13 protein-coding genes and 1 tRNA gene are annotated in these 16,423 nt (G+C 74.9%); 7 read left to right on the top strand and 7 right to left on the bottom strand.

What is annotated here, in order from left to right; translation table 11 throughout:
• Positions 1–239 precede the first annotated feature (239 nt).
• The 7 genes from tmk (at position 240) to AC07A6_RS36635 (ending at position 9,540) form a co-directional block, all read left to right on the top strand.
• Positions 240–3,488: a dTMP kinase gene (tmk, locus tag AC07A6_RS36665; protein ID WP_478780010.1), complete on the top strand. Its 3,249-nt coding sequence runs from the start codon at positions 240–242 to the stop codon at positions 3,486–3,488.
• Positions 3,489–3,593: 105 nt separating this feature from the next.
• A complete protein-coding gene (locus AC07A6_RS36660; protein ID WP_478780009.1) occupies positions 3,594–4,805 on the top strand; it encodes a DNA polymerase III subunit delta' in 1,212 nt (403 codons plus the stop codon).
• Positions 4,806–4,996: 191 nt separating this feature from the next.
• Positions 4,997–6,529: an alpha/beta hydrolase gene (locus AC07A6_RS36655; RefSeq protein ID WP_478780008.1), complete on the top strand. Its 1,533-nt coding sequence runs from the start codon at positions 4,997–4,999 to the stop codon at positions 6,527–6,529.
• Between the two features lie 107 nt (positions 6,530–6,636).
• Positions 6,637–6,713, top strand: a tRNA-Thr gene (locus AC07A6_RS36650).
• 175 nt (positions 6,714–6,888) lie between these two features.
• The gene (locus AC07A6_RS36645; RefSeq protein ID WP_478780007.1) at positions 6,889–7,473 is read left to right on the top strand and encodes a hypothetical protein; all 585 of its coding nucleotides are present in this window, start codon (positions 6,889–6,891) and stop codon (positions 7,471–7,473) included.
• A gap of 52 nt (positions 7,474–7,525) precedes the next feature.
• Positions 7,526–8,863: a sensor histidine kinase gene (locus AC07A6_RS36640; RefSeq protein ID WP_478780006.1), complete on the top strand. Its 1,338-nt coding sequence runs from the start codon at positions 7,526–7,528 to the stop codon at positions 8,861–8,863.
• Entirely contained in the window at positions 8,860–9,540 is a 681-nt protein-coding gene (locus AC07A6_RS36635) for a response regulator (RefSeq protein WP_478780005.1), read from the top strand. The genes AC07A6_RS36640 and AC07A6_RS36635 overlap by 4 nt, the downstream gene beginning before the upstream one ends.
• A 9-nt stretch (positions 9,541–9,549) precedes the next feature.
• Here AC07A6_RS36635 and serS read toward each other — a convergent pair whose 3' ends face one another.
• The 7 genes from serS to AC07A6_RS36600 form a co-directional block, all read right to left on the bottom strand.
• On the bottom strand, positions 9,550–10,842 hold the full coding sequence (gene serS, locus AC07A6_RS36630; protein WP_478780004.1) for a serine--tRNA ligase: 1,293 nt from the start codon (positions 10,840–10,842) through the stop codon (positions 9,550–9,552).
• A 99-nt stretch (positions 10,843–10,941) separates the two neighbouring features.
• Positions 10,942–11,886 (bottom strand): hypothetical protein, encoded by a 945-nt coding sequence (locus tag AC07A6_RS36625; protein ID WP_478780003.1) that lies wholly within the window; start codon positions 11,884–11,886, stop codon positions 10,942–10,944.
• The gene (locus AC07A6_RS36620; protein WP_386273296.1) at positions 11,876–12,484 is read right to left on the bottom strand and encodes a flavoprotein; all 609 of its coding nucleotides are present in this window, start codon (positions 12,482–12,484) and stop codon (positions 11,876–11,878) included. The genes AC07A6_RS36625 and AC07A6_RS36620 overlap by 11 nt, the downstream gene beginning before the upstream one ends.
• On the bottom strand, positions 12,481–13,803 hold the full coding sequence (locus AC07A6_RS36615) for a M16 family metallopeptidase (RefSeq protein WP_478780002.1): 1,323 nt from the start codon (positions 13,801–13,803) through the stop codon (positions 12,481–12,483). Before AC07A6_RS36615 ends, AC07A6_RS36620 begins: the two co-directional genes overlap by 4 nt.
• The gene (locus tag AC07A6_RS36610) at positions 13,800–15,089 is read right to left on the bottom strand and encodes a M16 family metallopeptidase (RefSeq protein ID WP_386273294.1); all 1,290 of its coding nucleotides are present in this window, start codon (positions 15,087–15,089) and stop codon (positions 13,800–13,802) included. Before AC07A6_RS36610 ends, AC07A6_RS36615 begins: the two co-directional genes overlap by 4 nt.
• 83 nt (positions 15,090–15,172) lie before the next feature.
• On the bottom strand, positions 15,173–15,322 hold the full coding sequence (locus AC07A6_RS36605; RefSeq protein ID WP_007264905.1) for an LxmA leader domain family RiPP: 150 nt from the start codon (positions 15,320–15,322) through the stop codon (positions 15,173–15,175).
• A gap of 197 nt (positions 15,323–15,519) precedes the next feature.
• A complete protein-coding gene (locus tag AC07A6_RS36600; RefSeq protein WP_478780001.1) occupies positions 15,520–16,422 on the bottom strand; it encodes a T3SS effector HopA1 family protein in 903 nt (300 codons plus the stop codon).
• Position 16,423 lies beyond the last annotated feature (1 nt).

Here is a 16,423-nt window from a genome sequence, read left to right as displayed (position 1 = left end):
ACGCCGGCGGGGCTACAGATAGCCCCGCCGGCGTTTGAGGCGAACGGGGTCAGGGGCGGAGCCCCTGGGAACGGTGGAAGGGCGGGTAGGGGACCGCCCCGCGCAGCGGCCGCCCCCGCCCGGCCGGCGGAGCCCGCGGAGCGGGGCCGGGGCGGAGCTCCGGGAGGTGGGTGGCGGGTCACACCCGGCGTCGTCCACAGGCCCCCGCAACGGCCAAGCGCAGCGGATAGGCTGGGCGGATGACGCGAGCCGAGCAGCCGACGGTCGTGACCGACTCCGAGAACCCCACCTACGACGAAGCCCTAGCCGCGGACTCCCGCGAGCGAGCGGTGCGCGCCCTGCTGCGCACACCCGGGCTGCGCCGGCTGTGGAGCGCGCAGCTGGTGAGCGGCATCGGTGACGCCCTCGCCCTGCTGGTGCTGGTGCTGCTGACCCTCCAGGCGGCCGTCACCGCCGGGCCGGAGGGTCTGTTCGGCAGCGGCTACCGGGGCGCGGCCTTCGCCGTCGCCGCCGTCTTCGCCGTGCGCTTCCTCGCCACCGTCCTGTTCGGCGCGGTCCTGCTCGGCCCGCTGGCCCAGCTCACCGCCCCCGGGGGCAAGCTCGACCGCCGCTGGACGATGGTCGGTGCCGACGGGCTGCGGATCGGGCTGTTCGTCGTCGCCCCGCTGTGGCTCGACTGGATCCCCGCGCACGCCGTGATCGCGCTGCTGGCCACCGTGTTCGTATCCGGCGGTGCCGAGCGGGTGTGGACGCTGGCCAAGGAGAGCGCCGCGCCCGCGCTGCTGCCCGCGCCGCCGCCGGAGGGGGCGACCGTACGGCCCCTGCCCGACCACCTCGACGCGCTGCGGCGGCTCTCGCTGCGCACCGCCTTCGCGGCGATGCCCGTGGCGGCCGCCGCGCTGCTCGCCGCGACCCTGATAGGGCGGGCGCTGGCCCTGGGCGTGGACTGGTTCGCCGCGAACCAGGCGGCGCTGGGCTCGTACGTGGCCGCCGGCCTGTTCGCCGCCTCCCTCTCGTTGCTGGTGCCGCTGACGCTGCCCGCCGTGAAGACCCCGAGGCCGCGTTCCCCGCTGGAGGGCCTGCGGGCCCCGCGGGCGGGCGACCGGCCCGAGAAGGGCCGTACCGGCGCGATCCGGCTGCTCGTGGCGGCCTGCGCCGCCGTCGCGGGGGCGATCGCCTTCGCCGCGTCCGTCTCCGTGCTGCACGCCTTCGACCTGGGCGGCGGCCCGTCCGCCTACGCCCTGCTGGTGCTCGCCCTCGTCGGCGGTACCGCGCTGGGGATCCGCGCCGCGCAGGCCGGCAAGGTACTGCCCGCGCTGTCCCGGCGCCGGCTGCTGGCCCTGGCCGTCGCCGTGGCCGGGCTGGCGCTGCTGCTGACCGGGCTGGTCTCCGACACGGCGACCGTGCTGTTCCTGGCGCTGCTCGCGGGCACCGCCGCGGGCGTCGCGGCCAACACCGGGCACACCCTGCTCGACCAGGAGACCGAGGAGTTCCGCCGGGCCCGGGTCACCGAGCACCTGCAGGCCGTGGTCCGGGTGGCGGTGGCCCTCGGTGCCGTCGCCGCCCCGCTGGTGGCCGCGGCGGTCGGCACGCTCCGCATCGGCGGCGGCCAGACCGGCCTCTGGCACGGCGCCGGCTACGCGCTGATGCTGGCCGGCGTGCTGCTGCTGCCTGTGGCGGTGGTGGTCCTGGTCAAGGCCGACGACCGGCGCGGGGTGCCGCTCCGCCGCGATCTGCGCGAGGCGCTGCGCGGCGGGGAGCCCGTCCAGGCCCCGCCCACGACCGGGTTCTTCATCGCCCTGGAGGGCGGCGACGGAGCCGGCAAGTCCACCCAGGTGCAGGCGCTGGCCGAATGGATACGGGGCAAGGGCCACGAGGTCGTCGTGACCCGCGAGCCGGGCGCCACCCCGGTCGGCAAGCGGCTCCGCTCGATCCTGCTGGACATCTCCTCCGCCGGGCTGTCGAACCGCGCCGAGGCCCTGCTGTACGCCGCCGACCGCGCGGAGCACGTGGACTCGCTGGTCCGGCCCGCCCTGGAGCGGGGCGCGGTGGTCATCACCGACCGCTACATCGACTCCTCGGTGGCCTACCAGGGTGCCGGGCGCGACCTGTCCCCGACCGAGATCGCCCGTATCTCCCGCTGGGCCACCGGCGGTCTCGTGCCGAACCTGACCGTGCTGCTCGACGTGTCCCCGGAGACCGCCCGGGAGCGGTTCACGGAGGCGCCGGACCGGCTGGAGTCCGAGCCGACCGAGTTCCACCAGCGGGTGCGGGCCGGGTTCCTGACGCTCGCCGCCGCCGACCCCGGGCGCTACCTGGTGGTCGACGCCGGGCAGGACCCGGGCTCGGTGACCACGGTCGTGCTCCACCGCCTGGACCGGATGCTGCCGCTCTCGGAGGCCGAGGTGGCCGCGCAGCTGGAGGCCCGCCGGCTCGCGGAGGAGGAGGCCCGGCGCAGGGCCGAGGAGGAGGCCGCGCGCAAGGCCGAGGAAGCCCGGCTGAAGGCCGAGGAGGAGGCCCGTCTGGCCCGGGAGGCCGAGGAGGCCCGGCTGCGCGCCGAGGCCGAGGCGGCCCGCCGCGCCGAGGAGGAGCGGCTGAGGGCCGAGGAGGAGGCCCGGGCCCGGGCCGAGGCCGAGCGGCTGCGTGCCGAGGCGGAGGAGAAGGCCCGCGCCGCCGAGCGGGAGCGGATCCGGCTCCAGGAGGCGGAGGAGGCCCGGCTGCGGGCCGAGGCCGAGGAGCGGCGCCTGGAGAAGCAGCGGCGCGCCGAGGAGGCCCTGCTGCGGGCGGAGGAGGCGCGCCGGCTGGCGGAGGCCTCTGCCGCCGTCGCGGCTGCCGAGCAGGCGACCCGGGCCGCACAGGCTCAGGCCGCGGCCGAGGCCCAGGCGGCCGCCGAGGCCCGTGCGGCGGCAGAGGCCCGTGCCGAGGCGCAGGCCCGTGCCCAGGCGCAGGCCCGGGCCGCGGCCGCGCAGGCCCCGGCGGAGTCCGCCGGGCAGTCCGCGCCGAAGGTCGTGATGCGCAAGGAGCCGCTGCCGGACGAGGCCGTCACCGTCGAGACCCCCGTGGTGCGACGGTTCGTGCAGCCCGACGACGTGACCCAGACCGTCCCGGTGCCCAAGATCGACCCGCGCGCCCCGCGCCCGCTGGACGAAACGGCCGTACTGCCGCCCGTGCGCCCCGACGGCGACATCCGGGAGACGCGGTCCGGGCGGACCCGTCCGGCGGAGCGGCCGACGGAGCCCCACTCGCAGGAGGCCCCGGCCGACCGGGTGCCGCCGGGCATCTTCCGGGACTCGGGGAACGACGTGACCCGCGAGCTCCCCGTCGTCGGTGACGACGGCCGGCCACGCCGGGCCCCGTCCGACTGGGCCGAGGCGACCCCGATGGACGACCTGCCGACCCTGGCGGACGAACTGCTGGGCCCGCGCCGGGACGACGAGGACGGCCAGGACGACGCCGACGGGCGGGGCAGGCCGCGCCGCCGCCGCTGACGGCGCGCCCCGTCCACGGAACGTGACCGCGGGCGGGGAATGTCAGTGGCGGGCGCCACAATGTGATCAGGCAGTGTCGACGGAGAGTGAAAGGCGGTGGGCGGCATGCCCGTGTGGGAAGACCTGGTGGGTCAGGACCGCGTGCAGGCGCAGCTGGCCGCCGCGGCCCGCGACGCGGACGCCCTCGTCACGGCCGCCGAGCAGGGCGCCCCGCCGCCGCCCGCGTCCAAGATGACGCACGCCTGGCTGTTCACCGGCCCGCCCGGCTCCGGCCGGGCCACCGCCGCCCGCGCCTTCGCGGCGGCCCTGCAGTGCGTCAGCCCGGACCGCGCCCTCGGCGGTGAACCGGGCTGCGGTTTCTGCGACGGCTGCCACACCACCATGGCCGGGACCCACGCCGACGTGGAGATCGTGCGCACCGACCTGCTGTCCATCGGTGTGAAGGAGACCCGCGACCTGGTCCGCCGGGCCCAGCTCTCGCCGGCCGTCGGGCGCTGGCAGGTCATCGTCCTGGAAGACGCCGACCGGCTCACCGAAGGCGCGGGCAACGTCCTCCTCAAGGCCGTGGAGGAGCCCGCTCCGCGGACGGTGTGGCTGCTGTGCGCGCCCTCCCTGGAGGACGTGCTGCCCACGATCCGTTCCCGCTGCCGGCACCTGACCCTGACCACCCCGTCCGTGGCGGCGGTGGCCGACGTACTGGTCCGCCGGGACGGCGTGGAGCCGGCCGCCGCGGCGGCCGCCGCGCGCGCGACGCAGGGCCACATCGACCGGGCCCGCAGGCTCGCCACCGACGAGGCCGCCAGGACCCGCCGCGCCGCCGTCCTCAAGCTCCCGCTGCGGGTGGACGACGTGGGCGGCTGCCTCAAGGCCGCGCAGGAGCTGGTCGACGCCGCCGCCGAGGACGCCAAGCAGGTCGCCGAGGAGGTCGACACCAAGGAGACCGAGGAGCTGAGGGCCGCGCTCGGCGCCGGAGCGGGCGCGGGCGGCCGGCTGCCGCGCGGTACCGCCGGGGTGATGAAGGAGCTGGAGGACCGCCAGAAGCGCCGCCGCACCAGGACGCAGCGCGACAGCCTCGACCTCGCCCTGACCGACCTCACCGGCTTCTACCGGGACGTGCTGGCCCTCCAGCTCGGCTCGGCGGTGGCCATCGCCAACGAGGACATACGGCCGGACCTCGACCGGGTCGCGCGGGCCTCGCGTCCCGAGCGCACGCTGCGGCGCATCGAGGCGGTCATCGCCTGCCGGCAGGCCCTCGACCGGAACGTGGCGCCGCTGCTCGCGGTGGAGGCCATGACGATGGCGCTCCGCGCGGGCTGACCGTCCGCGCGCCCCGGTACGCGCCCCGCTTCACCCGTACGAGCGGTCCCGGGCGGGGCGCCGCGGGGGCCCGGTCCGCGCCGTGCGCCCGGCCGGAGCCCGGAAGACGCCGGTCCGGGACGGCCGCCGGGACTCCCGCCCGGGCTCCCGCGCGCCCGACGGGGGCCGCCGGCAGCACGTAGGCTCGCCGTATGGACACCAGGCGCCTGCTGCGTACCGCCGGAACCGTGATCGCAGCCGCCGGGCTGCTGGTCTCCGGGTGCACCACCGGGGGGCCCGAGGTGGCGGCCTCGGCCGAGCCCAGCGCGGTACCGGACGCCCTGCGCTCGTACTACGACCAGAAGCTGAGCTGGCGCGACTGCGGTGTCCCCGGCTTCCAGTGCTCCACCATGAAGGCGCCGCTGGACTACGCGGACCCCGGCTCCGGGCAGGACGTCGAGCTCTCCGTGGCCCGCCGGCCGGCCACCGGCCCGGGCAAGCGGCTGGGCTCCCTGCTGGTCAACCCGGGCGGCCCCGGCGGCTCCGGCATCGGCTACCTCCAGGCGTACGCGGGCATCGGCTACCCGGCCGCCGTGCGCGCCCAGTACGACATGGTCTCCTTCGACCCGCGCGGCGTGGCCCGCAGCAGCCCGGTGGAGTGCCTGACCGGGCCGGCGATGGACCGCTTCACCCAGGTGGACCAGACCCCGGACGATCCGGCGGAGCGGGCGAAGCTGGTGGCCGCGTTCAAGGAGTTCGCGGCGGGCTGCGAGACCCGCTCCCAGCGGGTGCTGCCGCACGTCTCGACGGTGGACGCCGCCCGGGACATGGACATGCTGCGCGCGGTCCTCGGCGACGAGAAGCTGAACTACGTCGGGGCCTCGTACGGCACCTTCCTCGGCGCCACGTACGCGGACCTCTTCCCGGCCCGCGTGGGCCGGGTGGTCCTGGACGGTGCGCTGGACCCGTCCCGGTCCTCCCTCGACCTGAACCGCGACCAGACGGCGGGCTTCGAGACCGCCTTCCGCTCCTTCGCGAAGGACTGCGCGAAGCAGGCCGACTGCCCGCTCGGCCAGGGCGGCCCGGACGCGGTGGCCGAGCGCCTGAAGGAGTTCTTCCGCAAGGTCGACGCCCAGCCGGTCCCGTCGGGCGACCCGGCCCGCCCGCTGGGCGAGTCCCTCGCGACGACCGGCGTGATCGCGGCGCTGTACGACGAGAGCGCCTGGCCGCAGCTGCGCGAGGCCCTCACTGCCGCGATGGACGGCGACGGCGCCGGCCTGCTGGCCCTCGCCGACAGCTACTACGAGCGCGAGGCGGACGGCTCGTACGCGAACCTCATGTACGCCAACGCGGCCGTGAACTGCCTGGACCAGCCTCCGGCCTTCAGCGGGCCCGAGGCGGTGGACGCCGCGCTGCCCTCCTTCCAGAAGGCCTCCCCGGTCTTCGGCACCGGCCTGGCCTGGGCCTCCCTGAACTGCGCGTACTGGCCGGTGAAGGCCACGGGCGCGGCGAAGCCCCTGAAGGCGGCGGGCGCGGCCCCGATCGTGGTGGTCGGCACGACCCGCGACCCGGCGACCCCGTACAAGTGGGCCCAGGCCCTGGCCGGCCAGCTGGAGTCGGGCACGCTCCTCACGTACGACGGCGACGGCCACACGGCGTACGGCCGGGGCAGCGAATGCGTCGACACGGCGATCAACCGCTACCTCCTCCAGGGCCAGCCCCCGGCGGACGGCAAACGCTGCTGACCCCCGCCCGCCGCCCCGGTTCGGGGCACCCGGTTTAACCCTGTAGACTTGGCGCCGCTGCTGATGAGAGCCTTCCTTCCGGGGAAAAATCTTGTCTTCCCAGCGGTGCCGCCTTAGCTCAGTTGGCCAGAGCAACGCACTCGTAATGCGTAGGTCTCGGGTTCGAATCCCGAAGGCGGCTCCATCCAGAAGACCCAGGTCACTATCCGTGACCTGGGTCTTCTGCTTTTCCGGGACCGGCGACCCCCTACCGGGGTAGGGGGTCGGGTTGGCGCGGTGGAGGGACGCGGGGTGACGGGCCGACTTCTTACGGTTGGGGGGTCGGCAAGCGGGCCGGCCGGAGGAGTGGGGGAGAGATCATGGCTGTTGTCACTTCGCACCGCACGGGCAGCGCCGTGGAGGCGGGCTCGGGGGTCCTGCGGTCGCGGTCCGTGCGCCGGGTCGGGTACGCCGCCCTGCTCCTGCCGATGGTGGTGGGGACGGTCGGCGCGGTGGCGGCCGGGCGGTCCGACGCGGCCCGGCGGTGGTGGGCGCGGGCCGGGGAGCAGGGCCCGGCAGTGCGGGGCGGGGGCGGCGAGCCGGGTGGGGCGCGGCTGCTGGCGCACTCGCTGGTGTGTCTTCCGCTGGGGCTCCTCGCGCTGATACCGGTCGGGCTGGAGCTCCTCTTCGTGCTCCGCGGGGTCCTGTACCCGCTGGTCCAGCCCGGCCCGTACACCACCGCGTGGGGCGGCCCGTCGATGGCCGGGGCCTGGCTGGCGCACTTCGGGGTCGGTCTGCTGTCCGCCGTCGCCGGGCTCGGCGCCCTGTGGCTGCTGAACCGTCTGCACGCCCGGCTCGCGGGCGGCATGTGGGGCCGACGGGTGGGCATATGGCCGGCGGTCACCACCGCGGCGGCCTTCGCGGCCGGCATCGTGCTGGTGATCGCCTGGAGCCATCAGCTGTGATCCCGTCGGCCGGTCCCCCGCGGCCGTGAGCCCGGCCGTACGATGACCGACGATGAAGATCAGCTTCTCCGGCCTCCAACTCCGGGCCCTCCCCGCCTCCTTGCGCGGAGCCGTGTGGGACGACCTGGCCCGGCCGTCGATCCCCTTCCCGGGCGGTCGGCGGGGCGGCACGGCCCTGACCGGGGCGGTGTGGTTGCTGGCGGTGGCGGTCTACTTCGCGGGAACCCTGGACCTCGCCCAGCACTACAGCCTCGGTTACGGCCCCGCGATGGCCCTGACCGTCGGGCGCGCCGTGCCACTCGTCCTGGCGCTCAGCCGCCCCCGGACCGCCTGGTGGACGGAGCTGGCGGTGACGGTCGCGACCGCCGCCCTGACCCGCCCCTCCTCCGCGGCGGAGCCCTGGCCCTGGGCCGTGACGTCCGTACTCACCCTGACGGCGACCCTCACCGTGGTCGGGCTGCGCGCCTCCCGCCGCGCGATCACGGCGATGTGGCTGGAGGTGCTGGCGGCCGGGACCGTACTGGCCGCGGTGGTCCCGGACCATGGCGGCTGGTACGCGCTGCTCCCCCTGGGCCTGATCCTCGCGGTCGCCGCCGTCACCGTGAACGCCATCCGGGGCAGGGGCGACGTGCAGGCCCGGCTCGCGCTGGCCGAGCAGCGCGGCGCGGCCGAGGAGGCCAGGGCGGCCCTCCTGGAGGAACGGGCCCGCATCGCCCGGGAGCTCCACGACGTGGTGGCCCACCACATGTCGGTGATCACCGTGCAGGCCGACAGTGCGCCCTACCGCGTCAGCGACGTCTCGGCGGCCGCCGCCGAGGAGTTCACCGCGATCGCCGCCGAGGCGCGCCGGTCCCTGGCCGAGATGCGGCGCCTGCTCCACGTACTGCGTGACGAGGAGTCGCCGGGCGGCGAGCACACCCCCCAGCCCGGCCTGTCCGACCTGCCCGCCCTCCTGGAGACGACGCGCCGCGCCGGGATCCGTGCCCGGCTGCACATGGACAGGGGAGTCGAGCCGGCCGAGGGCCTGCCCGCGGCCGTCGCCCTGTCCGCGTACCGCCTGGTGCAGGAGGCGTTGAGCAACGTGGTGCGCCATGCCCCCGGTGCGGGCGTGGACGTGCTCGTCTCGCGGCGCGGGGGTGCGCTGTGCATCGGGGTCCTCAACTCGGCTCCCCAGGGCGGGCAGCGGGCCGTCGAGCCGCGGTCGGGCGGGCACGGCCTGGTCGGCATGCGCGAGCGGGTGGCCATGCTCGACGGCGAGTTCACCGCCGAAGCCCTCCCCGACGGCGGCTTCCGGGTCAGCGCTCTTCTGCCCTTGCCGGAACCGTCCGGGGAGGAACGTCCCCCGCCGGGAACGCCCCTGTCAGCAACCCCACCGTCAGGAACGCCGTGACCATCAAAGTGCTCGTAGTCGACGACCAGGCCATGATCCGGGCGGGGTTCGGCGCGCTGCTGAACGCACAGCCCGACATCGAAGTGGCCGGCGAGGCCGGCGACGGCGCGGAGGGCATCGCGCTCTGCGCCGCCCACCGCCCCGATGTGGTGCTCATGGACGTGCGCATGCCGGTTCTGGACGGTCTGGAGGCCACCCGCCGCCTCATGGACCCGTCGTCTCCGGACGGGTACCGGCCCCGGGTGCTGATGCTCACGACGTTCGACATCGACGACTACGTGTACGACGCCCTGGCCGCCGGTGCCAGCGGCTTCCTGCTGAAGGACGCCCCGCCCGCCGATCTGATCCAGGCCGTACGGGTCGTCGCGGCCGGCGAGGCGCTCCTGGCCCCCAGGGTCACCCGGCGCCTGATCGAGGGCTTCGTCCGCAGCCGGCCCCCGGCCCGTGCGGAGGCCGGGGGCCGGCTGAACGGGCTGACCCCCCGGGAGACCGAGGTGCTGGTCCACGTCGCCCGGGGCCGGTCGAACACGGAGATCGCCGGAGAGCTGTTCCTCGCCGAACAGACGGTCAAGACCCACGTGAGCCGGATCCTCGACAAGGTCGGGGCCCGCGACCGGGCCCAGGCGATCGTCTTCGCGTACGAAAGCGGTCTGGTGAGGGCCGGCGAAAGCGGCTGAAGCGCCGTTCTAGGCCTCCGGGGTGCCGTCCGCCTTGATGCGGCGGAAGCCGAGGTAGGGGACGAGGGATTCGGGCAGGACGAGGGAGCCGTCCTCCTGCTGGCACTGCTCCAGGAGCGCGGCCAGGGTGCGGCCGATGGGCAGGCCGGAGCCGTTGAGGGTGGCGACGGGCTTGGGCTTGCCGTCCTTGCCGCGGGTGCGGATGTTCGCGCGGCGGGCCTGGAAGGTGCCGAAGCTGGAGACCGAGGAGATCTCCCGGTAGGTGTTCTGGCTCGGGATCCAGACCTCGATGTCGTACGTGAGCTGCGCGGAGAAGCCCGTGTCGCCCGCGGCCAGCCGGACGACGCGGTAGGCGAGGCCGAGTTCCTTCAGGCAGGCCTCGGCGTGGCCGACCATCGTCTCCAGTTCGGCGTCCGCGGTCTCCGGGTCGACGATCTTGACGATCTCGACCTTGGCGAACTGGTGCTGGCGGATCAGGCCGCGGGTGTCGCGGCCGTAGGAGCCGGCCTCGGAGCGGAAGCACGGGGTGTGCGCGGTCAGCGCCAGCGGCAGCTCGGCCGGGGGGATGATCTCGTCGGCGTAGAGGTTGGTCAGCGGGACCTCGGCCGTCGGGATCAGGAACAGCTCGCGGTCGGCGACTCCCGTCTTGAAGAGGTCCTCCTCGAACTTCGGCAGCTGGCCGGTGCCGGTCATCGTCTTGCGTGTGACCAGGTACGGGACGGAGTGCTCGACGTACCCGTGGCGACGGGTGTGGAGGTCGAGGAAGAGGGTGGCCAGGGCCCGCTCCAGGGCGGCGCCGGCGCCGCGGGAGACCGCGAAGCGCGGGCCCGAGAGCTTCGTGGCGCGGGCGAAGTCGAGGATGCCGGTGGCCTCGCCGAGGTCGACGTGGTCCTTCGGTTCGAAGGGGAAGGACGGCGGGGTGCCGACGCGGCGGATCTCCACCGCGTCCTCGTCGGAGTTGCCGTCGGGAGCCGCGTCGTCAGGCAGGTTCGGGATGGTCAGCAGCAGTTCGCGCAGCTCGTCCTGGACCTGCTCCTGCTCGGCCTCGACCTCGCGGATCCGGTCCTTCAGCTCGCGGGCGCGCTCCTTGAGCCCGGAGATGTCCCCGCCCTGTCTGGCCGTCTGCTGGACCTCGCTCGCGACCCGCTTGGACTCCGCCCGCAGGTCGTCGGCGGAGCGGACGCTCTGGTTGCGCCGGGACTGGAGGTCCTCCAGCCGGGCCAGGTCCAGGGTGTAGCCGCGACGAGCGAGCCGACGAACCGCTTCGGCACCCATGTCGATCAGGGCGCGGGCATCATGCATGAGGAAGATCCTTCTTCTCCAGCGAGCGGGATGGGGATATCGGATCGACGGTAGCAACCCCCGGCCCCCGGCAGCCCGGCGATATCGCGGCGGTGGCCGCTACGCGGGCGCGGTGAGGGGGGCGAGTACGGACCGGGCGTCGTCGGTCAGGCCGGCCAGGACGTCGGCGTAGGTGCTGATGCCCGCGCTCCAGCCGACGCCGCAGGCGAAGTCCAGGAGGTGTGCGGTGCGGCGCAGGGTGGCGCTGCGGCACAGGAGGGTGTCGTCCGGGGCGGCGCCGTAGGCGGTGAGGAAGGCCCCGGCCATGAGCCGGAACGGTGCGGGCGCCGACGGGTCCGGGAGGTTGCGGGCGGCCACGTCGGCCATCTCGGCGAGTTCGCCCAGGAGCCAGCCCGCGTCGTGCTCGGGTCTGCCGCGGGACAGGGTCTCGCCGGTGAGCAGGACCGTGTGGCGGCCGTCCGGGGCGGGGACGGTGAGCCCCAGGGACGGTTCGCCGTGGAGCAGTACGTCGTCGGCGCCGCCGGGGGCCGCGTCCCGGCACCACTGGGCGAGGGTGGCCAGCCGGGTAGGCCCCAGGCGGTCCGTACAGAGGCGGTGGAGCCGGACAGCGCCTTCCGGGCCGGCGCCCGTGCGGAGCCACCGGCCGAGCCGGTCGAGGGCGGGCGGGGGCCCTGTGGTGCCCGGTGGGAGGGGGCGTTCGCGGATGTCGCGGAGGGCGTGGGCGACGGCCTCCATGACCGGGCCCAGGGGGAAGGGCGCGGGGGCGGGCGGCCAGACGGTGCGGGCCAGGGACGTGGCGCCGGGGGCGGTGTACGAGGCGGTGTAAAGGGCGGTGTGCGAGGCCGTGTACGAGGCCGTCTCCGTCTCGGTCTCCGTGTCCCAGTCGAAGGTGGCCGCCGCCACGTTCGGGGAGGGGGCGAGCCGGTGGGTGGTCCGGTCCGGCGGCGTGCCCGTCAGGTGCGTCCGCTGCCAGAGGTAGCGGCCGTCCGGGGCCGTGAGGATCCGGGTGCGCAGCCGGCTCGTGCCGTATTCCTCAACCAGCATGGGCCGTCCGTTTCCGTGCCAGTGCGCCGATCACCACGGGCAGCGGTGGCGGTACGGCGGCGTCGTCGCGTCCGGTGGTGATGCTGCGGCCGGGGGTGGTGGGGACGACCACCACGTTCGGGCGGGCGCCGAGGGACTTCAGGTGGTGCTGCAAGGTCACGTTGTCCTGCCCGCCCGGAGGCAGCGCCGGAGCCACCGCTATCGGGGCGCGGGTGCACTGGAGGGCGAGCATGGCCGGGGTGTCCGCCATGCCGGTGGCGAAGCGGGCGATGAAGTTCATGGTGGCCGGATAGACGATCGCCGAGTCCGCCCACTGGGCGAGTTCGACGTGCCGGGCGGTGGTCGTGGCCTCCTCCGGCCAGACGTCGAGCAGCACCTCGCCGCCGCCGAGGGCGGCCAGCGCGGCCCGGCTGACGAAGCGTTCGGCGCTGCGGGTGACGACGATACGGGTCTCCAGGCGCGGGTAGGCCAGCCGGAGCCAGCCCGCCCAGGTGGGCAGGTGGGCCGCGTGGACGGCGCCCGTCGCGACGACGAGCAGCCGTTCGGCGGTGAACTCCGGGACGGGCACGCCGCCGGCGGGGACTTCCTCGTGGGTCACGTCTGTTCTCCTGCTGCCTCGAATCCGAACCGGGTCAGGGACGGCCCCGCGGCCGCCGGGTCGCCGAGGACGACGCCCGCCTGCGGGCCGGGGCCGAAGAAGTCCCGGCAGGCCGCGGCGACCTCGTCCGCGGTCACCTCCAGGAGCTGCCGGGGATACTCCTGGATCCAGTCGGTGCCCACGTCCCAGCAGCACAGCGAGGCGAGGAGGCTGGCCAGGTCCGACTGGGAGGCGGTGGCGGTCAGCAGCGAGCCCCTGAGGTACGTGCGGGCGGCGTCGATCTCGCGCGGTGTCGGCGGGCTCTCCGCAAGCCGCGTCATCTCGGCGAGGACCTCGGACACCACCAGCCCGGTCGACGGCGTCCCGCAGACCACGTCGGTCACCGTGGACGGGGAGCCGAGGGTGCGGTCGAAGCGGGACAGGGCGTGGTAGGCCAGGCCCTGCCGCTCGCGGATGTTCGCCACCAGCCGGGAGGAGAAGTACCCGGCGAACACCGCGTTGGCCACGGCGAGCGCCGGGTACTGCGGGTGCTCGAAGGGCACGGAACGGCCGGACAGCGCCACGTGGGACTGGGCGGCCCCGGGGCGCGGGACCAGCCGCATGCGGCGGGCCGGCGCCGGTCCGGGGCGGACGGGTGCCGCGGCGCCCGCGGGCAGGCCGTCGAAGGTCCGGGCCACGGTGTCGGCCGTGGTGCCGGCGTCGATGTCCCCGACGACGATCACGCGGGCCTCGCGGAGCGACAGGCAGGTGCGGTGCGTGTCGAGGACGTCGTCCGCGGTGAGGGCCGCCACGGTGGCGGCCGGCGGCCACGCGCCGAAGACCGGCAGGTCGCCGTACCGGGCCCGGTTGAGCTCGCGCAGGGCGATGCGCTGGGGCTGGGCGTCGAGGATCGCCAGGGCCTGGGACAGCCGCTCGCGTTCGCGGGCGAGGCGGTCCTCGGGGACGGCGGGCGCGGCCAGCCAGGAAGCGGTCATGGCGAGCATCCGGTCGAGCCCCGCGGCGGGCACGTGCGCGACGACCGACAGCCACTCCGCCATGCGCTGCGCCTGCGGCCGGCCGGTGGTGAAGGCGGAGTCCCAGGGGACGTCGCGGCCGTCCAGCCGTACGGACCCGGTGAAGGCCGTCGTCGTGAGCAGCTCGGCCGCGGCCGACCGTACGGGGTCGCCGGCCGACAGCGGGACGAGGACGCGGACCTCGACGAGCGGGGAGCCCTTCCTGGGCACCGCGAAGATCCGCAGGCCGGAGGGCAGGTGCCGCTCGGCCACGCGGGGGAGGGCGAGGGGCTTCTCGGGATGGAGCGGGGGCAGGGGCCGCGTCACGGTGTTCCTCCGGCGTCGCGCGTGTGGACCAGGAGTGCGGCGGGTGCGCTGCCGGCCAGGCGCGCGGCCGCGTCGCGTACCGCGCCGGGTCCGAGGGCCTCCAGGTGCGCGGGGAGGTCCGCCGGCAGCGACGGCTCGTCGTGGAGCAGGGCCGAGGCCCCGACGGCCCGCGCGAAGGCGAGGAGGTTGTCGTGCCTGCGGTGCCACCGGGCGACGGTCCCGCCGATCGCGGCGGCCAGTTCGGCGTCGGCGGGCCCCGGTCCGGCGAGGTCCTCCAGTGCCGCGACGACCGCACCGGTGACCTCCCGGTGCCGGGTCGAGGGGTGACGGGCCGTCACGACGAAGGTGTCGGGGTCGCGGGCGTCGAACGGGCCGAAGAACCCGCACTGGGCGGTGGCGGTCGTGAGGTCGACGCCCCGGGCGAGGGCCCGCTGCCGCAGCCGTCCGGACGGGCCGCCCAGCAGCGCGGCCAGGGCGATGTGGCCGAGGTAGCGCTCGCGTTCGGCGGCCGGGTCGGGCAGGCGGTAGCCGACGGCGGTGGCGGGCAGCGGGGCCCGCGGGTCGGTGTGGTCGCCGGTCACGGGGCCGGACGGCCAGGGTTCCGCCAGGTCCTGCGGGGCGGCCGCCGGCCGTGCCGGGATGTCGCCGAAGTGCCGGGTCACCCATTCCAGGGTCCGGGCCGGATCGATGTCGCCGGCGATCGTGAGCACGGCGTTGGACGGCGTGTAGTAGCCGTCGAAGAAGGCGGCGCACTCCTCCAGCGTGGCGCGGTCGAGGTCGATGAAATCGCCGTAACCGTTGTGCGCGTTGCAGAATTTCCGGAAGAGGACCGAAGGGAGATTCGTCCAGGGGAATCCGCCATAAGGGCGGTCGTGGACGTTGAGCTTTATTTCCTCCTTGACCACCGCCAGCTGGGTGTCAAGGGAATTCTGGGTGAGTCGCAGCGTCCGCATACGGTCCGCCTCAAGAAAGAGCAGTCTTTCGAGGGCCGACGCGGGAGCGATCTGGTAGTACTCGGTGTAGTCCTGGCGCGTGGATCCGTTGGCCGTCCCGCCCGATCCCTGCACGATCGCGAAGTGCTCGGAACGTCCGACGTTCTCGCTTCCCTGGAACATCAGGTGCTCGAAGAGGTGGGCGAACCCGCTGCGCCCTTCCGGCTCGGACCGGAACCCCACGTCGTAGTGCACGCAGACGGCCGCCAGCGGGGCCGTGCCCCGTCGGCACAGCACGACGCGCAGGCCGTTGGGCAGGGTGAAGCGGGAGGGGGATTCGAGATCCTCCGGCATGACGTGGGAACTCCCTCTTCGGGCCGAGGCCCGGGCGGCGTCCGAAGGACGGGCCCGGGCCACTGGCGGATCGGCGCTGAAGGTCAGCAGCCCCAGCCGACGGTGATCGTGATGCAGATCTCCGACGAGGTCACCGTGGTGGTGATGGCCGGCGCGTCGGTGGCCTCGGAAGCGGCGAGCTCCTCCGGCGTGGTGTAGGCGGCGTAACCGGCGATGAGGTCCATGGAGTCCATGTGGATTCCCCCTTGATAAAGAATTCGATGAGCGGTTTCCCGGTCGGGCCCGCCCTTCTGACGTTTCTCAGTAGATCATCTTCCGGAGCTCCGGTGATCAATCTGTGGGCCGCGTCACGGGGTTCTGGCGCTACTTAGGAAGGTTGCCCGGCATTCCCTGCGGGAATGGCGCGACTTAGGGAAGTCGAAAGTGCAACTTAGGGAAGTCGGGGTGAATCCGCATTCCTGTACAGCGCCTCGTGGTCGATATTCGCGGCGGTCAGCTGCTCCCGCAGGCAGTCGCCCAGCGTGCGGCCGTCCCCGGCGGCGTGCGCCAGCAGCGCGTCCGCGACGGCGGCGGCGCGGTGCTGCCCGAAACTCATCCCCCGCATGCCCGGCCGGGCGTCCTCGGGCTCCCAGGCGACGGCTATCCCGGGAGCCAGCTCCCTGGCGAAGGAAGAGGTGGGAGCCGTCAGGTGGGGCGCGTCGGGACGCGGTACCGCCTCCGCGACGACCGAGGCGCCGTGCCAGGCGTCCTCGCCCAGGTAGACCACCAGGCCGTCCCGGCGCGGGAACAGCCGGCGGGACGAGGTCACCTTGGCCCGGTAGGGCACCCCGTCGCGCTCCAGCGCGCGCAGCACCTCTCCCCAGGTCCGTACGGCCTCCTCCGGGCTGCGCACGTGGACGTACACCCGCAGCAGCGGCCGCCGGGACGAGTGCCCCCGGGAGCCGTCGACGAGGAAGAAGCCCGGGGAGAGGCCGGGGCGCCGGGCGGGCATCCGCACCCGCGGCCCCGCCACCTCCGGCTCGGGCACGCGTACGCGCACCCCGTCGACCAGCACCAGGCCGTCGCCGCCGAGGCGGGCGGCGGCCATCGTCGTGTCGTGCGGGGTGGCCGCGCCCAGCAGCTCCTCGAACAGCGGGTCCCGGTAGGTCCGGGGCCGCTCCTCGGCGAAGGCGTGGCCCACGTGGAAGGTCTCGTAGAGCGCGGTGATCAGCTTCTGGCGGAGCCGGGCGGCCGTGTCCGCCGTGATGTCGCGGTCGCCGACGCGGGCGCTGCGGGTCCCGGGGTGCACGCGCACGTCCGACAGGAGTTCCGCGAGGTGGGGGAAGGCGTCCATC

The organism is Streptomyces sp. NPDC044002, assembly GCF_056434525.1.
The sequence above is the reverse complement of the archived record's forward strand: the minus strand, read 5'-3'. Positions and strand labels throughout refer to the sequence as shown.